Annotated in this window: 19 protein-coding genes; 9 read left to right on the forward strand and 10 right to left on the reverse strand. The window is 65.4% G+C overall.

Features of this window, described 5'->3' with window-relative positions; all coding sequences use genetic code 11:
- Positions 1–31 precede the first annotated feature (31 nt).
- A complete protein-coding gene (locus HHL13_RS09855) occupies positions 32–370 on the forward strand; it encodes a metalloregulator ArsR/SmtB family transcription factor (RefSeq protein ID WP_169555496.1) in 339 nt (112 codons plus the stop codon).
- Positions 367–849 carry an SRPBCC domain-containing protein gene (locus tag HHL13_RS09860; protein WP_169555497.1) on the forward strand — a complete coding sequence of 161 codons (483 nt, stop codon included), beginning with the start codon at positions 367–369 and terminating at the stop codon, positions 847–849. The genes HHL13_RS09855 and HHL13_RS09860 overlap by 4 nt, the downstream gene beginning before the upstream one ends.
- Here HHL13_RS09860 and HHL13_RS09865 read toward each other — a convergent pair.
- Positions 846–2,372: a hypothetical protein gene (locus HHL13_RS09865; protein WP_169555498.1), complete on the reverse strand. Its 1,527-nt coding sequence runs from the start codon at positions 2,370–2,372 to the stop codon at positions 846–848. The genes HHL13_RS09860 and HHL13_RS09865 overlap by 4 nt on opposite strands.
- 11 nt (positions 2,373–2,383) lie before the next feature.
- Positions 2,384–3,121 (reverse strand): hypothetical protein, encoded by a 738-nt coding sequence (locus HHL13_RS09870; protein ID WP_169555499.1) that lies wholly within the window; start codon positions 3,119–3,121, stop codon positions 2,384–2,386.
- A gap of 192 nt (positions 3,122–3,313) precedes the next feature.
- Between HHL13_RS09870 and HHL13_RS09875 the strand changes: the two genes are divergently transcribed.
- On the forward strand, positions 3,314–3,928 hold the full coding sequence (locus HHL13_RS09875; RefSeq protein WP_169555500.1) for a 50S ribosomal protein L25/general stress protein Ctc: 615 nt from the start codon (positions 3,314–3,316) through the stop codon (positions 3,926–3,928).
- 186 nt (positions 3,929–4,114) lie between these two features.
- Positions 4,115–4,687 (forward strand): aminoacyl-tRNA hydrolase, encoded by a 573-nt coding sequence (gene pth, locus HHL13_RS09880; RefSeq protein ID WP_169555501.1) that lies wholly within the window; start codon positions 4,115–4,117, stop codon positions 4,685–4,687.
- 53 nt (positions 4,688–4,740) lie between these two features.
- On the opposite strand, the gene HHL13_RS09885 is transcribed toward pth, so the two are convergent.
- From HHL13_RS09885 to HHL13_RS09895, 3 genes are all read right to left on the reverse strand, one after another.
- Entirely contained in the window at positions 4,741–5,664 is a 924-nt protein-coding gene (locus tag HHL13_RS09885; RefSeq protein ID WP_169555502.1) for an oxygenase MpaB family protein, read from the reverse strand.
- A gap of 146 nt (positions 5,665–5,810) precedes the next feature.
- Positions 5,811–6,812 (reverse strand): transferrin-binding protein-like solute binding protein, encoded by a 1,002-nt coding sequence (locus tag HHL13_RS09890; protein WP_169555503.1) that lies wholly within the window; start codon positions 6,810–6,812, stop codon positions 5,811–5,813.
- 169 nt (positions 6,813–6,981) lie between these two features.
- Positions 6,982–7,551: a hypothetical protein gene (locus HHL13_RS09895; protein WP_169555504.1), complete on the reverse strand. Its 570-nt coding sequence runs from the start codon at positions 7,549–7,551 to the stop codon at positions 6,982–6,984.
- 160 nt (positions 7,552–7,711) lie between these two features.
- Between HHL13_RS09895 and HHL13_RS09900 the strand changes: the two genes are divergently transcribed.
- From HHL13_RS09900 to HHL13_RS09910, 3 genes are all read left to right on the forward strand, one after another.
- On the forward strand, positions 7,712–8,419 hold the full coding sequence (locus HHL13_RS09900; RefSeq protein ID WP_169555505.1) for a hypothetical protein: 708 nt from the start codon (positions 7,712–7,714) through the stop codon (positions 8,417–8,419).
- A 175-nt stretch (positions 8,420–8,594) separates the two neighbouring features.
- Positions 8,595–9,692 carry a redox-regulated ATPase YchF gene (gene ychF / locus HHL13_RS09905; protein ID WP_169555506.1) on the forward strand — a complete coding sequence of 366 codons (1,098 nt, stop codon included), beginning with the start codon at positions 8,595–8,597 and terminating at the stop codon, positions 9,690–9,692.
- Between the two features lie 68 nt (positions 9,693–9,760).
- Positions 9,761–11,062: an ectonucleotide pyrophosphatase/phosphodiesterase gene (locus tag HHL13_RS09910; protein WP_169555507.1), complete on the forward strand. Its 1,302-nt coding sequence runs from the start codon at positions 9,761–9,763 to the stop codon at positions 11,060–11,062.
- Between the two features lie 6 nt (positions 11,063–11,068).
- Here HHL13_RS09910 and HHL13_RS09915 read toward each other — a convergent pair whose 3' ends face one another.
- Complete coding sequence (locus HHL13_RS09915) at positions 11,069–11,635, reverse strand: hypothetical protein (protein WP_169555508.1); 567 nt, start codon at positions 11,633–11,635, stop codon at positions 11,069–11,071.
- A 70-nt stretch (positions 11,636–11,705) separates the two neighbouring features.
- Between HHL13_RS09915 and HHL13_RS09920 the strand changes: the two genes are divergently transcribed.
- Complete coding sequence (locus HHL13_RS09920) at positions 11,706–12,152, forward strand: MaoC family dehydratase (protein WP_169555509.1); 447 nt, start codon at positions 11,706–11,708, stop codon at positions 12,150–12,152.
- An 86-nt stretch (positions 12,153–12,238) separates the two neighbouring features.
- Positions 12,239–12,721 (forward strand): hypothetical protein, encoded by a 483-nt coding sequence (locus HHL13_RS09925; RefSeq protein ID WP_169555510.1) that lies wholly within the window; start codon positions 12,239–12,241, stop codon positions 12,719–12,721.
- Positions 12,722–12,765: 44 nt separating this feature from the next.
- Here HHL13_RS09925 and HHL13_RS09930 read toward each other — a convergent pair whose 3' ends face one another.
- The 4 genes from HHL13_RS09930 to petA form a co-directional block, all read right to left on the reverse strand.
- Positions 12,766–13,299, reverse strand: coding sequence for an adenine phosphoribosyltransferase (locus HHL13_RS09930; RefSeq protein WP_169555511.1), 534 nt, complete (start codon positions 13,297–13,299; stop codon positions 12,766–12,768).
- A gap of 65 nt (positions 13,300–13,364) precedes the next feature.
- Positions 13,365–14,222, reverse strand: a complete 858-nt coding sequence (locus HHL13_RS09935; protein WP_169555512.1) for a cytochrome c1 — start codon at positions 14,220–14,222, stop codon at positions 13,365–13,367.
- Positions 14,223–14,237: 15 nt separating this feature from the next.
- Complete coding sequence (locus HHL13_RS09940; protein ID WP_169555513.1) at positions 14,238–15,494, reverse strand: cytochrome b/b6; 1,257 nt, start codon at positions 15,492–15,494, stop codon at positions 14,238–14,240.
- A gap of 10 nt (positions 15,495–15,504) precedes the next feature.
- The gene (gene petA, locus HHL13_RS09945; RefSeq protein WP_169555514.1) at positions 15,505–16,074 is read right to left on the reverse strand and encodes a ubiquinol-cytochrome c reductase iron-sulfur subunit; all 570 of its coding nucleotides are present in this window, start codon (positions 16,072–16,074) and stop codon (positions 15,505–15,507) included.
- Positions 16,075–16,223 lie beyond the last annotated feature (149 nt).

A 16,223-nucleotide genomic window follows, 5' to 3' on the forward strand; every position in this document is an offset into this window, starting at 1 on the left:
ACCACTTAGTTATATAACTAGTGAGTTAGATATGATCGCCACCGACCCGCTCAGCGCCACTTTCGGCGCGCTTGCCGATCCGACGCGGCGCGCGATTCTTGCCCGGCTGGCGCAGGGCGAGGCTTCGGTGGGCGAGTTGGCGAAGCCGTTCGCGATGAGCGGCCCGGCGGTGACCAAGCACCTCAAGGTGCTGGAAGGCGCGGGCCTGATTTCGCGCGGGCGGATCGGCCAGCAGCGTCCCGCGAAGCTGGAAGTTGAGACCCTGAAGGCCGCGACGGCGTGGCTGGCCGAATATCAGCGCTTCTGGGAGGCCAAATTCGACGATCTCGACGCCTATCTGGGCAACCTCAACAACGGAGACAGCAAATGACCAGTCAGGAACCGGGCGTCGGCTTTACGATGACGCTGGAGCGCGAATTCGCCGCGCCGCGCGCGCTGGTGTTCGATTGTTTCACCAAGGCCGGGCATCTGGCGAAATGGTGGGGGCCGCACGGCTTCGACACGCCGGTTGCCGAAGCAGATGCGCGGCCCGGCGGCGCGATCCTGCTCCATATGCGCGCGCCCGATGGCGGGGTGAATGCGATCGAAGGCGAATATTGCGAGGTTTCGCCGCCCGAGCGGCTGGTGTTCACCCTGCGCGGGTTTCGCGGAGACGATGGCAGCTGGGGAATCGAGCATGAGAGCACGCTGATCTTCGAGGATGCGCCCGGCGGAACCACGCTGCTGAAGATGACGACCGTGGTGAAGCAGGTGAGCGAGGATCTCCGCTTCGCGCTGAGCGGCATGAAGGAAGGCTGGAGCCAGAGCCTCGACAAGATGGACGCGCTGCTGGCGGAAGATCCGGCCTAGGGCGTCCCGCAGAGGCGCGGGAGCAGGCCCTGATTGCGTTTTTGCATGGTGAACAGGCCGGAATATTCCTGCGGATCGTCCGCCTGCGACATGAGCCGCATCGCTTCCCCGACCGCGGCGATGGAGGCGCGCAAGGCGCCGCAATCGTTCCCGCGGACGGCGATGATATAATAGACGGCGCCCAGCCGCTTCTGAACCATTCCCTCCTCACGCTTTCGCCCCAGCCGCCGGTATTGGGGCAGAAGCTCCAGAAGCGCATCGCGCGCTTTCGCCGAATAGGCGGGATCGTTGAGATATTCGCCGCGCTGGCGGTAAATGTCGGCAATCTGGAATTTGCTCAGAATGAACGAGTCCCGGCTCCAGTCGTCCGATGCGGTCGCAGCCTGGTCCATGCTGCGCTGGGCATAGAATATCGCCTTGTCGAACGCGCCCGCATCGCGGCGGATCTCGGCGATCATCGAAAACAGGCTGGAATAGGAATAGTTCAGGCTCACCAGCTCATAGTGAGGGAGCGTGGTCAGCAGCAGATTGTCGTTGGCGATGAAGGGCCGGATGATCTCGACGTGGCGCACATCCCGCGAGATGTAGATCATCGAGGAGACATTGCTGAGCAGGTGCGAATAGACGCGCGAAAAGCATTCCGAGCATTTCTCGGCCACGCTGTAATCCAGCGCCAGGCGGAGCAAGCCGTTCGATTCCTCATAGACTGCGATCGAGCCCGTCCGGTGCGCGATGTTGCCTTTGACTTCCCCACGCAGCAGATTGCGCTGATAGACCCTGCCCGCCGTCGAATGGCTCCGGAGCAATCGGCCCAGATCGACGTCGAAGATACGATCCGCCTCGTATAGCGCGCGGATATCGCCAGTGGCGGACGCCTTGAGCACCTGACTGTAACCGGCATTCGCATAGGCATCCCATTCGATGTCGCCCAGCTGCGCCTGCTGACGCGCCGCACTCTGCCCCTTGCGGATCGCAAGCGCGGTCGCGTCGTCGAACCGGTATTGCAACCGGGCCAGATTGATCCGCGCGTCGACCGCCTCGGACCAAGCCTTCAGCCCGATCTCCGATTGCGACCAGCGCAAATTCTCCACCGTCAGGAATTCGCGGTTCGCCAGATCGAAATCGCCGGCGTCGATCGCCTTGAGCGCGCGGCCGAGCGCTTCGAGCGCCAGATCGCGGGCAGGCTCCTGCTTCGCGGCCAGCACTTCCTTTTCGAGCGTCTCGATACGCGTCCGCAGCGCGCCGGCCTGTTTCGACAGATCGTCGATGGCGACGATGATATTGTCGAGCGTACGCGCCGAACCGGACAGGCCGACCGAGCGGGCGATCGTCATCAGCGAGTTGCGGGACACCCGATCGCGCCGGGACAGAAAATCGATCCGCCCTTCCAGCCGCTGGACATCCGCCGCGGGATAGGAGCGCAGCCATCCGGGCCGCTGCTGCGCGTGCCCCGGCGACGCCAGCGTCATCAGCGCGATGGCGAGCACCAAGGCGATCCCGCGGACGACGAACGAACCTGGCATTCGCAAGCCTCCTATGCGTCGCAATTCTCGAGAATGGTCGGATCGGGACCCGATTTGTCGTCGAACCAGCGCAATCGCTCGATCCTGCCGTTCGAGACGAATTCGAACGATCCCGCCGCGCCGCGCGCCTTGCCCGTCTCGCCCTTGGTCGCGATGCTGTTGGGCGTGTCGCCGACGATGGTCGCGTCGAGGCGATAGGGCTCGGTCCCCGCCGGCTGCTTCACGCCGGTCAGCGTGAGCGCGTCGCCCGCAATGTCGAGCCGGAAGACGACCGTGCAATCGTCGCGGCCCCACAGGCCGACATATTTCTCCCGCGACTTGCCGGTGTCCGTTTCACCCGGACGCGCCAGCGCGTCGAGCTTGCGTTCCGATCGCTGCGCCGTCTCCAGCGTCTGCTGCGCCGTTTCCTGGATCAGCTTGGGCTTGTCCTCCACGACGGTCCGGGGCGAGAGCTGCGAGAGGATGTCGACCGCGACGCTGAACGTGGAAAGCAGCGCGAGCAGGACGAAGCCGATGAAGCGCGGCTGGCGCAGCCAATGCGCCGGGCGATCGGCTTCGCCGTCGCTCTCCGGACGCGTCACCCATGCCGCGCCCAGCGCGACGATCACGATCGCGACGAGGAAGATCCGCGCCCATAGCGCGACTTCCTTGTCCAGCGCACCGAACAGGACGAAGCCCAGCCCCAGCGCCACGGCCGAAAGCATCGCAAGCGCTGCCCACATCCACGGTCGTGAGATCGGCCGACTCATCGCATCCCCCTTGCGGCGATGTTATCGTCTGGCCGAAGGATGTCACGCGGCGGCGCCATCGGGTCGCGCCGCTTCCCCGGCTTGCCCTTCCCACCCCTTTCCGCTATTGGCGCGCGCTTGTTCCGGCAGGGTCATCCCTGGAGGCTTGCCGAAGCATGAGAACTGAAACTTTAGCGCATTAGGAATCGACACATGAGCGACACGCTTACGCTGTCGGCCGAGACGCGCGACCGGGCTGGCAAGGGAGCCTCCCGGGCGCTGCGTCGTGAAGGCCGCGTCCCCGCCGTCATCTATGGCCAGAAGAAGGACCCCGTTGGCATTTCCGTCAACGAGCGCGAACTGACCAAACTGCTGATGACCGGCCATTTCTTCAATTCGGTCGTGATGATCAACGGCGAGCGCACGCTGCCGAAGGACGTCGCTTTCGACGTCGTCACCGATCGCCCGATCCATGTCGATTTCCTGCGCATCGGCGAGCACAGCACCGTGCACGTCAACGTTCCGATCATCTTCACCGATGAAGAAGAAGCACCGGGCATCAAGCGCGGCGGCGTTCTGAACATCGTTCGTCACGAACTCGAACTGGTTTGCGACGCGGCGAAGATCCCCGACGACATCACCATCTCGCTCAAGGGCGTGGAAGTCGGCGATTCGATCCACATCTCGGCCGTGACCCTGCCCAAGGGCGTGACCTCGGCGATCACCGACCGCGATTTCACCATCGCGACCGTGGTTGCCCCGTCGGCGCTCAAGTCGAGCGAAGGCGACACGACCCAGACCGAAGCAGCCGAGGGCGAAGGCGAGTAATCGCTTCGAACTTCACGGTTCAAAAAATCGCCTCCGCGCCCCAGGTGCGGGGGCGATTTTCGTTTGATGCTTGTTCAGCTACGCTGAACCGGCACCGGCCCGCTCCCCCACCCGGCCTCCCACAGAATATGCTGGATGGGAGTCCGGGTGGGGGAGCGGGCCGGTGCCGCAACACAAGGACAGCAGATGCAGCTCTGGGTCGGTCTCGGGAATCCCGGACCCCAATATGCGATGCACCGGCACAATGTCGGCTTCATGGTGCTCGACGCCATTGCCGAGGTGCATGACTTCACCCCGCCCAAGAAGCAGTTCCAGGGCTGGACGCAGGAAGGGCGGATCGGATCGCACAAGCTGATCCTGCTCAAGCCCGCGACCTTCATGAACGAGAGCGGACGTTCGATCCGCGCAGCGATGGACTTCTACAAGCTGACGCCCGCCGACGTGACCGTGTTCCACGACGAACTCGACCTCGCGCCGTTCAAGGTGAAGGTGAAGACCGGCGGCGGCACCGCGGGGCATAACGGGCTGCGGTCGACCGACCAGCATCTGGGCCCGGACTTCCGCCGCGTGCGGCTGGGGATCGGTCATCCGGGGCACAAGGACCGGGTGACCGGTTACGTGCTGGGCAACTACGCCAAGGCCGAAATCGAGGATCTGAGCGACATGCTGGGCGCGATCGCGGCCGAGGCCTCGTGGCTGGCCGAGGGCAATGACGCGCGGTTCATGAGCGACGTGGCGACGCGGCTTCAGCGGGACTGAGGCGGGAACGCCGGTTCCCCTGCCCTTTTCGCCTTCGCTGGGGAAGGGCAAGTTCAGGCCGGACCGAAACCCAGCCCGCGCTCGCCGGGGCGGCGGGCGACATGATCCGAGGGCAGGCCCATCCGCACCGCCGCCTGCGCGGAGGGGCTGGAGGGCAGGTGGACGCGCTCGGCCCCGCGCGCGACCAGCGCAAGCAGCTTGCGTTCATATCCGCGCAGCTTGCCGTGACCGGCGATGCCGATCCGGTCCTGCAAAGCCGGAGGCAGCAGATCGACCGCGGCGCGAGCTACCAGCCCCTGCAGCGGACGCATCGGGCGCGGCAGTATCGGCGCGGTGGCGAGGATGCCGAGCAGTTCGTCGAGGATCGGCGACGGCCCCAGCCTGGGTGCCATATCGGCGAAGATCGCATCGACCGCGGCTTCGGTGAGTGGCGGGTCTTCGACCCCGTACAAGGCGGCGCCTGCCGCACCCTCGGCATAATAGAGGTTGCGATCGGCGGCGCTGACCGGGCCAACCCAGGCCTGATAAGCGGCGAGGAACGACCATGCCGCAGTGACCTGAACCCAAAGCAGAAGCTCGGGATCGTTCGCCCGATAGGGTATGCCATCGGGCGTGATGCCGGTGACATGGCCGTGCATCCGCCGGACGCGCGCGGCCATCGCCTCGAACTCGCTGCGCGGACCATAGACGGTCATCATCGCAGCCATGCCGGTGCGCCGCATCCGCGCGCCCGGATCGCGCTGGAAGCTGCTGTGATCCCATACGCCGTGACGCACGCGCGGTTCACCGAGTTCGAGCAGCACAGCCGCGATCCCGCCGACATACATGCTGACCGGATTGCGGAAGATACGCCACGAGACGGAATCGGGCGAGACGATCGCCGGTTCGCCACGCGGCTGGCTGAAATCCATGCCGTCGGCAGCGAGAAGCCGCGATGACAGGCGATCGAGGACGGACGGGACCGGGATGGTCTTCATCGCGGATCAACGCATGGCGGGGTGGAGGGGTCCGATGCCGCCCCGGGCAAGACCGGCGGCAAGGCTAACCCACAAAGAGAAAGGGCCCGAGGCTTGCGCCCCGGACCCTTCCGCTGTCCGTACCCTCCGGAATGGAGGGGACGAAATCAGTTCTTCTTGCCGACGATCGCGCCAACGACGCGGGTGTCGGTGCCGGCAACCGTGCCGAGACCGGCGAAGCTGATGCCGATCTGCTCACCCTGCGAGCCGTAGAAACGGCCCTGGAAGGTGCCGGGGATCGGGCTGGTCGGGCCGAAGCTGCCGCTGAACGACTGAGCGCCGACCGGGATCGCGCCGGTGCCGGTGAAAGTGCCGTACGCGGTCTCGACGCCGCCGACCACGACCGTGGTGTTCAGCGTCGCGGTGACCTGACCCGTCGCGAAGTTGACGGTGATCGTCACCGTGCCGCGCAGCGGAGCGAGCGTGCCGGTGCCGCCTGCGCCGACGCGGACGATCTTGCCGCCGATGCGCGCCGAATAGGTCGCGGTGCCGGTGGTCGGCACGTCGCCGGCCAGCGTGTAGTAACCGAACACCGAGGTGCTGATGCGCGTCTGGCCGGTCAGGCTGTCGGCGCGGACCCAGTTGGCGTAGCTGACGCGCGACTGGTTCAGCCCGGTATCGGTGGTGACCTTGTCCTTGATCGTGTTGTTCTGCAGCTCGAGCTGGCTGTACTTGCCCGGCGTCGCGGCAGTCACGTTGCGGAACACATATTCGATCACCCCGGTCGCCGGCGGCGTGGTGAGATCGGCCGCGACGAAGCGGGTTTCCTCGGTGCTTTCGCGCACGACCAGCGGAGCGCCGGCGGTGGTCGCGGCCGGATCGGCCTGGAGCGTCAGGCGAACGCGATCCGACAGGCCTTCGGTGCCGGCGGCGCCGAGCGTGACGGGGCCCGCGGCCAGATCGCCGGTGTAGCTGGTATAGGCGGTGACCGAAGCCACTTCGAGCGCTGCCGTTACCGGGAACGAGCCGTACGAAATCGGCGTCGGCGTCGGGCTGGGCGTCGGGCTAGGCGTGGGCGACGGAGTCGGGCTGGGCGAATCGCTGCCACCGCAACCCGAGAGCGCCATCGACAACGCAGCAGCACCCATCACAAACGAACGGCGAATCATAAAACCCTGCTCCTTAGGAAACTCTGGCACTGGAAAGGCCTCTGCCCCCTGTACCTTGGATGAACGAGCCGCGTCGAGTCATGAAGAAGCGGTGGAATTCCGCCCTTCGACCCGCCGCGAAAAGCATGAGGGACGATAACGCCGGACGCCGCCGACAGGCTCCGCGCGATCAGGCGTCCTTGTCGCGCAGCCTGGTCCGCAGATCCTGGATGCGGTACATCCGGCCCACCTTGTCCTTGCCCGCCAGCGGCCCCTTGCCCATTTCGGCGACGAACTGGATGCAGGCCAGCACGGTGGAGAAGCCCTGCGCGCTGCGTTCCTTGCCCGAAACCGTGCCATCGCCATCGGCGTCCTTGCCGGCAGTGAACAGCGTCTTCACATCCTCGGGATAGGCCCAGTCGAGATAGGCATCGACGCTGGCCTTGTTCAGCGCGGGCGCGGGCGGATCGGCGGCGATGGTCGTGTCGCCGATCACCTTGGCCAGTTCGTCGCGATAATGATCGGTGTAGAGCTTGACCGGCCCGATGCCCGCGCTGCCGAGCGCCGCCGACTGCCATCGCAGCGCGCTGAGGCACTTCACGTTGCGGGCGACCTTCGCCGCGGTCTCGCGCTGTTCGGCCTTGGCCACCTTTGCCGCGCGGGCATCCGCGTCGGCCTTGGCCTTGGCGGCGGGATCGGAACAGGCCGCCACGCCGAGCGCGAGCAGCAGGCCCGAAGCGAGCGCGATAGTCCTGACCATGAATTCCTCCCCCTGATTGCGCCGGGGACTTTGCCACGGCCCGGCAAAGTGTCAACGACGCCGCGTTAACCCTTCCCTGCAACCACAATGCAAGTGATTGAATCTATTCTGTCATTGGGCTGGGGACCGGGTTTATGATTACCGAAGCAGAGCGGGGCGCATGAGCGCCGAGATTTTCATCCGGCGCTGGCTGGGCCTTTTCGCGATGCTTGCCGGACTGATCGTCTTCGCGCCCTTCCTGTTCCAGGCGGTGATCGGCAATTCGGGCTGCGGCGCCACCAGCGGCGCGTGCACCCGGTTGGGCACCGCGCTGGAGCTGTACGGGCTCTGGGTGGTGCTGGCGATCGTGCTGATCCCGCTGGCCGTCGCGATCGCGGCGCGGGCGCTGACCGCGGGCATGTTCGCCTTCGCCTTTCCGTTCGGCCTGATCATGATCGCCGGATCGATCCCGCTCTTCTTCGCGCTCGGCAATTTCCAGGACCCCGCCTTTCTCGACAATCTGGTGGCGCTGCGCGCGGTGATGCCGTTGCTGTTCCTGTTCGTTCTGCTGGTGGCGCTGAGCGTCGCGGGCGACGAGGACGAAGGGGCCAGCGGCGCATGGAAGATGGTGCTCGGCTTCGCCGCGCTGGCCGCCGCGTTCGTCTCGGCGCCCGACTGGCTGCCCGGGCTGGAAGCGATCCCCTATCTGGGCCACATCGCCGCGCCGCTTTCCTGGTATCTGGCCAGGGCGCATGGCGCGCTGGGGATCGTCGAAGTGCTGCCGCAACTGACCAATCATGCGCTGATCGGCTTCATCCTCGCCACCGCCGGGCTGATGTTCTCGCGCGGGCGTGAGACGGTGACGGTGCGGAAGCGTTCGTACGCCTGATCTGTTCCGAGAGATGTGCTCCGGCGAAGGCCGGCGCCGTGGCGATCGGAGCAGGTGCGGCCAGCGTTCCGGCCGTCGCCGGAGCACAATGACTTAATAGCTGCGCCTAGCAATCCGGGCGCGAAGCCTCTATCGGGCGCGCTTCTTCCGGATTTTCTAGAACAGGCATTTTCTCATGGGTTTCCGCTGCGGCATCGTCGGGCTTCCGAACGTCGGCAAGTCCACGCTCTTCAACGCGCTGACCGAGACCGCTGCGGCGCAGGCGGCGAACTATCCGTTCTGCACGATCGAGCCGAATGTCGGCAACGTCGCGGTGCCCGATGCGCGGCTGGACACGCTGGCGAAGATCGCGGGTTCGCAGAAGATCATCGCGACCCAGCTGGGCTTTGTCGACATCGCCGGCCTCGTCCGCGGCGCGAGCAAGGGCGAAGGTCTGGGCAACCAGTTCCTCGGCAATATCCGCGAAGTGGACGCGATCGTCCATGTGCTGCGCTGTTTCGAGAATGACGACATCCAGCATGTCGACAACAAGGTCGATCCCATCGCCGACGCCGAGACGGTCGAGACCGAACTGATGCTCGCCGATCTCGAAAGCCTCGAGAAGCGCGTGCCGAACCTGATCAAGAAGGGCCAGCAGGGCGACAAGGAATCGAAGATCGGCGCAAGCGTGCTGGGTCAGGCGCTGGAGCTGCTGCGCGACGGCAAGCCCGCGCGACTGACCGAGCCGAAGGACGACGAGGAAGCCCGCGTGTTCGCCCAGGCGCAGCTGCTGACCGGCAAGCCCGTGCTGTACGTGTGCAACGTCAACGAGGAAGACGCGGCGAACGGCAACGAGCTGTCGGCCAAGGTCTTCGCCAAGGCCAAGGCCGAGGGCGCCGAAGCCGTGGTGGTCTCGGCCGCGATCGAAGCGGACATCGCGACGATGCCGCTGGAGGAGCGCGGCGACTTCCTCGCCGAGCTGGGCCTTGAGGAAACCGGCCTCGCCCGCGTGATCCGCGCCGGATACAAGCTGCTCAATCTGCTGACCTTCTTCACCGTCGGCCCCAAGGAAGCGCGTGCCTGGACCGTGCATCAGGGCGCGACCGCCCCAAACGCAGCGGGCGAGATCCACAGCGACTTCGAGAAGGGCTTCATCCGCGCCGAGACGATCGCGTACGATGATTTCGTCGCGCTGGGCGGGGAATCCAAGGCCCGCGAAGCCGGCAAGCTGCGCGCCGAGGGCAAGGCCTATGTCGTGCATGACGGCGACGTGATGCACTTCCTGCATAGCTGATCCGGGGCGTTCGCGCGCATCGCGACAGACGACTGGAAGCTGTAACGTAAAGCTGGCATTCGTCGGCGATGCGCTGGACAACGAAGCTCGCCGCCGCGGCACTTGCCGCTTTGCTCACCGCCTGCTCGACCACGCCGACTACGGTCGGACGGGTCGTACCGTTCACGACAGTGACTACGTACGAAGGCATTCCTGCCGAGCAGCGCGCGCCGATCACGATTCTGGTGTCGATAGACGGGTTCAAGCCCGACTATCTCAATCGCGGCGTGACGCCGAACCTGTCGCGGCTGGCGGCCGGGGGCGTGACCGGGCCGATGCGGCCGAGTTTCCCGTCCAAGACCTTCCCCAATCACTGGACGATCGTCACCGGCCTGCGCCCCGACCGCAACGGCATTGTCGCCAACAAGATGGAGGACAAGGCGCGGCCCGACGAGGTCTTCACCATGTCGAGCGACGATCCCTTCTGGTGGAACGAAGCGACGCCGATCTGGGTCGATGCCGAGAAAGCGGGCATCCGCACCGGCACGATGTTCTGGCCGGGATCGAACGTCGCGGTGGGCGGGGAGAAGGCCAGCAAATGGCCCTATGAGATCAAGGGCGGCTCGCGGCCCAGCGACTGGGCGCAGTTCAACCAGGTAATCACCGAGGAAGCGCGCGTGCTGGGCGTGCTCGACTGGGTGCGCCGCCCCGCCGCGATCCGGCCGACCTTCATCACCACCTATTTCGACACGGTCGACACCGCCGGCCACAGCTTCGGCCCCGACGACAAGCGGACCACGCAAGCCGTGGCCGAAGTCGACAAGCGGATCGGCCAGCTGGTCGACGGGCTCGCCGAGATGGGTCAGCCGGCCAATATCGTGATCGTCGCCGATCACGGCATGGCCGCCACCAGCACGACGCGGATCGTGGCGCTGGACGCGGTGCTGGCGCAGGGCAGCTATCGCGTGGTCGAAAACGGCCCCTATGCCACGCTGGAGGCCCTTCCCGGGCAGGAAGCCGTGGTGGAGAAGGCGTTCCTGGGCAAGCACGCGCATATGGAATGCTGGCGCAAGGGCGAGATCCCCGAGCGCTTCCACTACGGCAGGAATCCGCGCATCCCGCCGATCCTGTGCCTCGCCGAGACCGGCTGGGAGATCAAGGAGCGCGCGCCGACCAGCCAGTATAGCGGCGGCAATCATGGCTTCGACAATTTCGCGCCCGAGATGGCGGCATTGTTCATTGCCAATGGTCCGGCGTTCCGCGCGGCGACGATCCCCGCGTTCGACAATGTCGACGTCTATCCGCTGCTGCGCCGACTGCTGGGCCTGTCGCAGGTGAGCGGCAAGGACGGGACCGACGCGGTGTTCCGGGACGTGCTGACCGGCCGCTAAGGGGGCTCAGGAAATCCACAGGCCGGATTCGCTGACCGCTTCCCAGCGGCCGTCGGAGCGGCGCTTCAGGTGGCGCAGCGAGCCGGCTCCGCCTTCCGGCGCGCTGACGCTGCTGGTGGCGACGATGGCTTCGGTGCCGTCGCGGCTGATCAGCGGGAGCGAGAAGTTGAGGATGGTGGCGCGATATCCTTCGCCATCGCCGGTGTCTGCAATCGCCGCAGCCACGGCCTTCTCGCCATAAGCGACTCCGTAGCGGTCGAGCTTCTGGCGGACGGCCGGGCATGCGCCCACTGAGCTGAGCTTGCTGGCCGCCGCCGTGAAGCGCGCCGGATCGGGTCCGGGCACCCGCTGGTTGGTCCCTTCCCCATACCATTCGCCGTTCACGGACAGGGTGCCCACCTGTTCCTCGTCGTTGGCGAAAATGAATTTGGTGTTCCGCGATTCGAGCAGCATCGCGTCGAGATAGGCCGCGGCGACATCGCAGGGCGATGACGGGGTCTGCGCCACCTGCTTGTCTGCCGCGGGGCTGCACCCGGACACCAACGCCATCGCTGCCACGAGAATGCGCTTCATCGCGCGAGTATCGCGCAAAACCGCGCGCAACGCACTTGCCAAAAGTCAGTTTCCATACGAAACGGACATCATGCTGTATTTCGAAGACATCGACGTCGGGACCAAGACGAGCTTCGGCCGTTACGAAGTCACCCGCGAGGAAGTGCTCGCGTTCGCGGAGAAATATGATCCGCAACCGTTCCACTTGTCGGACGAAGCCGCAGCGAAGACCCATTTCGGGCGGCTGGCGGCAAGCGGCTGGCACACTTGCTCGATGACGATGGCGATGGTGGTCGAGAATATGAAGGCCAACCCGTCGGCAGGTCTGGGCGCTGCGGGGGTGGACGAACTGCGCTGGCTCAAGCCGGTCTTCCCGGGCGACGTGCTGCGCGTCGAGACCGAAGTGCTGGAGAAGCGCGCGTCGAGCAGCCGGCCCGACATGGGCAGTTTCCTGAACCAGACGACCGTGTTCAACCAGAATGACGAGCCGGTGATGCGCTTCACCGCGCGCGCGCTGATGGGGCGGCGTCCGGCCTGATACTGGCGGCCCGACTCCGGCCATTATCGCATGTCATTGACCGGAAACGGGCTTCGCGGTTGGATAGAGCCCGAAGGAGTTTCCGGATGCGTATCATCGTTCCCGCCGCACTCGCCTGCGTGATGCTGGCCTCCCCTGCCCTTGCGCAGGATTATAGTCCCCCTGTTGGTGGCCCGTTCTACAACACCGGCGGCAACGAGAATGGCTATAGCTTCGCCGCCGCGGGCACGATCAAGCGCGAGGGCAGCACCGCGACGATGACCCGCGTGACGATGCTGGCGAAGGTCCGCACGATCGAGGGGCTGGAAGTCGCCCGGCTCGACACGGTGATGGAATATGAGTGCGAGAAGGTGGCGATGCGCCCCACGCTGATCGGCGCGCGCGGGCTGGACAATGGCCTGCTCAAGGTGATCCCGCGCCCGGACCAGCCGTGGCAGAACATCACCGCCGAGGACCCCAACAGCGCATTCGAGCTGGAACTGGCCTGCAACGGCATCGCGCCGGAGGGACGGCCGGTGTTCAACGACATCGACGCGCGGATCAAACGGTACCGCGAGACGGGGCAGTAGCGCATGTTGCTCCCCTCCCTGAAAGGGAGGGGAATTGATGGGACTCAATGCCCGTCGAACGCCACCAATGCGTTCACCGCGATGCCATCGCCGCGCAGGGCATGCGCACCGCCCAGTTCGGGCAGATCGACCACGAAGCCTGCCTGGACCACCTCCGCCCCCGCCTTGTGCAGCAGCCGGACCGCCGCGCGGGCGGTGCCGCCGGTGGCGATCAGATCGTCCACCAGCAGGACGCGTGCGCCGGGCGCGAGGGCGTCGGCATGGATGGCGATGCGATCGGTGCCATATTCCAGCGCGTAATCCTCGGCGATGGTCGCGCCGGGCAGCTTGCCGTCCTTGCGGATCAGCAGGACCCCTGCCCCGAGTTTGATCGCCAGTGCCGAGGCGAAGAGGAAGCCGCGCGCTTCGATCCCCGCGACCAGATCGACCGGCCCCTCGACGCCCTGCGCCATGCGGTCGATCGTCAGCGCCAGCCCCTCGGCGTCGAGGAGCAACGTCGTGATGTCGCGGAACATGATCCCCGGCTTGGGGAAATCGGGGATGGTGCGGATACGCGCGCGAATGTCGTCATTCGGCATCGGCTGTCTCCCGCTCAAAGAGAAACCCCGCGGAGGCCGGGGCCTCCGCGGGGTTCTTTACCCTATCAGTGCTTCACGCCTGCCCAGACGCTTCGATACGCGCCGTAGGCGAGGATCGTGGTCAGCAGCAGGAAGATCACCACGGCCCAACCCACGGTCTTGCGGGTCTGCATATGCGGTTCGGCGGTCCAGATGAGGAAGGCCGAAACGTCTTCCGCCATCTGCTTTACCGTTGCCGGCTTGCCGTCGTCATAGGTGACCTGACCATCGGTGGTCAGCGGCGCCGGCATCGAGAGGTTCAGGTTCGGGAAGTACGGGTTGAAGAACAGCCCGTCCGGAGTCTTGGCCGAGGGGAATGCCTTGAGCAGTTCCTCGCCCTTCTCGTTCTTGTAGCCCGTCTGATTCACATAGCCGGTCAGCAGCGAATAGACATACGCACCGCCATTGTGACGCGCCTTGGTGATCAGCGAGAGATCCGGCGGCGTGCCCGCACCCGCATAGGGGATGTGGGGGAAGCGGTCGGACGGCAGGTTGCCGCGTTCGCCGCGATCGCCGGTCACCGGGTTGTAGGTCGGCTGCTTGGCCTTGTCGTCGAACTTCTTGGCGAGGTTCTTCACCTGCGCTTCGTTGAAGCCCAGCGCGCCGAGTTCGCGGAACGAAACCGAGCTCAGCGAGTGGCAGGCGGCGCAGACTTCTTCATAGACCTTGTAGCCGCGCTGCAGCTGGGCCTTGTCGAACTTGCCGAAGACGCCGTCCGAGGCGAAGTGCACCTTTTCCGGATGCTTGTGGAACTCGTGCTCGGCGGTCGGCTGGGCCGGTTCGGTCCAGAGGCCGACGACGGTCCACAGCAGCGACCAGGCCAGGACGCCCACAAAGGCGCCCCCGACGAGGAACTTGATAGCGCGAACGAAAAGCGGAAGCATGTCTCAAATTCCCCTTTACGCGCTCTTGCCGAGCACGGCTTCGGTGATCGAGCCCGGCAGGGGCTTCGGCCGCTCGAGGCGCGAGATGATCGGCACGATGATCAGGAAGTGCGCGAAATAATAAGCAGCGCAGATCTGGCTGGTGATGATGAAGCCCGGCGTTGCCGCTGCGCCACCGCAATAGCCCAGGATCAGCACGTCGACGACCAGCACCCAGAAGGCGATCTTGTACATTGGGCGATAGTTCGCCGAGCGCACCGGCGACTTGTCGAGCCAGGGCAGGAAGAACAGGATCAGGATCGAGCCGAACATCGCGACCACGCCCCACAGCTTCGCCGGGATGATGAAGTCCGAGGTGAAGGCGCGCAGGATCGCGTAGAAGGGCCAGAAATACCATTCCGGAACGATGTGCGCCGGCGTCGAGAGCGGGTTGGCCGGAATGTAATTGTCCGGATGGCCCAGCGCGTCGGGTGCGAAGAAGATCAGCGCGGCCAGGATGACCATGAACACGCCCAGTCCGAAGCCGTCCTTCGCCGTGTAATACGGGTGGAACGGAACGGTGTCCTGCTCGCCCTTCACTTCCACGCCCGTCGGGTTCGACGAACCGGGAATGTGCAGCGCCCAGATGTGCAGGATGATGACGCCCGCGATCACGAACGGCAGCAGATAGTGGAGCGAGAAGAAGCGGTTCAGCGCGGCATCGTCCGGCGCATAGCCGCCGAGCAGCCAGACGCGGATCGTTTCGCCGACGACCGGGATCGCCGAGAAGAAGCCGGTGATGACCTGCGCGCCCCAGAAGCTCATCTGACCCCAGGGAAGGACATAGCCCATGAAGGCGGTAGCCATCATCAGCAGGAAGATCACGACGCCGAGCAGCCACACCATCTCGCGCGGCGCCTTGTACGAACCGTAATAAAGGCCGCGGAACATGTGCAGATAGACGACGATGAAGAACATCGACGCGCCGTTGGCGTGGGCGAAGCGGAGGAACCAGCCCGCGTTCACATCGCGCATGATGCCGATGTTCACCGAGTTGAACGCTTCGTTCGCGCTCGAATGGAAGTGCATCGCGAGCACGATGCCCGTGACGATCTGGATTGCGAGCGCCGCGCCGGCGAGAACGCCGAAGTTCCAGAAATAGTTGAGGTTGCGCGGAACCGGATAACCGGCGCCGACGGCGTTATAGACGAAGCGCGGGAGCGGGAGACGTTCGTCCACCCACTTCATGACCGGATTCTTCGGCTCGTAATGGCGTGCCCAGGGGAAGCTCATCTCTGTTTCCTCAACCCACCACGATCACGGTGTCGGACGTGAATTCATAATCGGGAACCGCAAGGTTCAGCGGCGCCGGGCCCTTACGGATGCGCGCGGCGGTATCGTAATGCGAACCGTGGCACGGGCAGAAATAGCCGCCGAAGTCACCCTTGGCTTCGCCCTCGCCCGCACCCAGCGGCACGCAGCCGAGATGGGTGCACACGCCCAGCGTGATCAGCCAGTTGGCCTTGCCTTCCTTGGTGCGCTCGGCGAGCGTCTGCGGATCGCGCAGGCTCGAAACCGGAACCGCGTTCGCTTCCTCGATCTCCTTGGGAGTGAGGTTGCGGACGAACAGCGGCTGCTTGCGGAAGCTTGCCTTGATCGCCTGGCCCGGCTCGATCGCCGACAGATCGACCTCGGTGGTCGACAGCGCGAGCACGTCGGCCGAGGGGCTCATCTGGTTGATCAGCGGCAGAACCGCGATGCCTGCGCCGACGCCCGCGAACGAGACGGCGGCAATCTGGAGATAATCGCGACGGCGGGGATTCTCGAGACCAGCATCGTGGTCAGCGGTCACACCATCTTCAAGCGTTGCCATGCTTCAGCCCTTGCACTTCGAACCCTGGGCGCGGACGCGCGGTAAAAATCGGACACGGGCGTGACGTGCACGCCCTTAGCCGCCCGGTTGCCCCCGGTGGCTCGGGGCGCTGATAGACGCGGGAATGCGCGTTTGCCAACAGCATTTTG

This window comes from Sphingomonas sp. G-3-2-10 (genome assembly GCF_012927115.1).
Lineage (GTDB): Bacteria > Pseudomonadota > Alphaproteobacteria > Sphingomonadales > Sphingomonadaceae > Sphingomonas.

What these genes read in the sequence shown, in the direction of transcription:
- HHL13_RS09855 (WP_169555496.1), top strand. Translation starts at nt 32, where the DNA reads ATGATCGCCACCGACCCGCTCAGCGCCACTTTCGGCGCGCTTGCCGAT.
- HHL13_RS09860 (WP_169555497.1), top strand. Translation starts at nt 367, where the DNA reads ATGACCAGTCAGGAACCGGGCGTCGGCTTTACGATGACGCTGGAGCGC.
- HHL13_RS09865 (WP_169555498.1), bottom strand. Translation starts at nt 2,372, where the DNA reads ATGCCAGGTTCGTTCGTCGTCCGCGGGATCGCCTTGGTGCTCGCCATC.
- HHL13_RS09870 (WP_169555499.1), bottom strand. Translation starts at nt 3,121, where the DNA reads ATGAGTCGGCCGATCTCACGACCGTGGATGTGGGCAGCGCTTGCGATG.
- HHL13_RS09875 (WP_169555500.1), top strand. Translation starts at nt 3,314, where the DNA reads ATGAGCGACACGCTTACGCTGTCGGCCGAGACGCGCGACCGGGCTGGC.
- pth (WP_169555501.1), top strand. Translation starts at nt 4,115, where the DNA reads ATGCAGCTCTGGGTCGGTCTCGGGAATCCCGGACCCCAATATGCGATG.
- HHL13_RS09885 (WP_169555502.1), bottom strand. Translation starts at nt 5,664, where the DNA reads ATGAAGACCATCCCGGTCCCGTCCGTCCTCGATCGCCTGTCATCGCGG.
- HHL13_RS09890 (WP_169555503.1), bottom strand. Translation starts at nt 6,812, where the DNA reads ATGATTCGCCGTTCGTTTGTGATGGGTGCTGCTGCGTTGTCGATGGCG.
- HHL13_RS09895 (WP_169555504.1), bottom strand. Translation starts at nt 7,551, where the DNA reads ATGGTCAGGACTATCGCGCTCGCTTCGGGCCTGCTGCTCGCGCTCGGC.
- HHL13_RS09900 (WP_169555505.1), top strand. Translation starts at nt 7,712, where the DNA reads ATGAGCGCCGAGATTTTCATCCGGCGCTGGCTGGGCCTTTTCGCGATG.
- ychF (WP_169555506.1), top strand. Translation starts at nt 8,595, where the DNA reads ATGGGTTTCCGCTGCGGCATCGTCGGGCTTCCGAACGTCGGCAAGTCC.
- HHL13_RS09910 (WP_169555507.1), top strand. Translation starts at nt 9,761, where the DNA reads ATGCGCTGGACAACGAAGCTCGCCGCCGCGGCACTTGCCGCTTTGCTC.
- HHL13_RS09915 (WP_169555508.1), bottom strand. Translation starts at nt 11,635, where the DNA reads ATGAAGCGCATTCTCGTGGCAGCGATGGCGTTGGTGTCCGGGTGCAGC.
- HHL13_RS09920 (WP_169555509.1), top strand. Translation starts at nt 11,706, where the DNA reads ATGCTGTATTTCGAAGACATCGACGTCGGGACCAAGACGAGCTTCGGC.
- HHL13_RS09925 (WP_169555510.1), top strand. Translation starts at nt 12,239, where the DNA reads ATGCGTATCATCGTTCCCGCCGCACTCGCCTGCGTGATGCTGGCCTCC.
- HHL13_RS09930 (WP_169555511.1), bottom strand. Translation starts at nt 13,299, where the DNA reads ATGCCGAATGACGACATTCGCGCGCGTATCCGCACCATCCCCGATTTC.
- HHL13_RS09935 (WP_169555512.1), bottom strand. Translation starts at nt 14,222, where the DNA reads ATGCTTCCGCTTTTCGTTCGCGCTATCAAGTTCCTCGTCGGGGGCGCC.
- HHL13_RS09940 (WP_169555513.1), bottom strand. Translation starts at nt 15,494, where the DNA reads ATGAGCTTCCCCTGGGCACGCCATTACGAGCCGAAGAATCCGGTCATG.
- petA (WP_169555514.1), bottom strand. Translation starts at nt 16,074, where the DNA reads ATGGCAACGCTTGAAGATGGTGTGACCGCTGACCACGATGCTGGTCTC.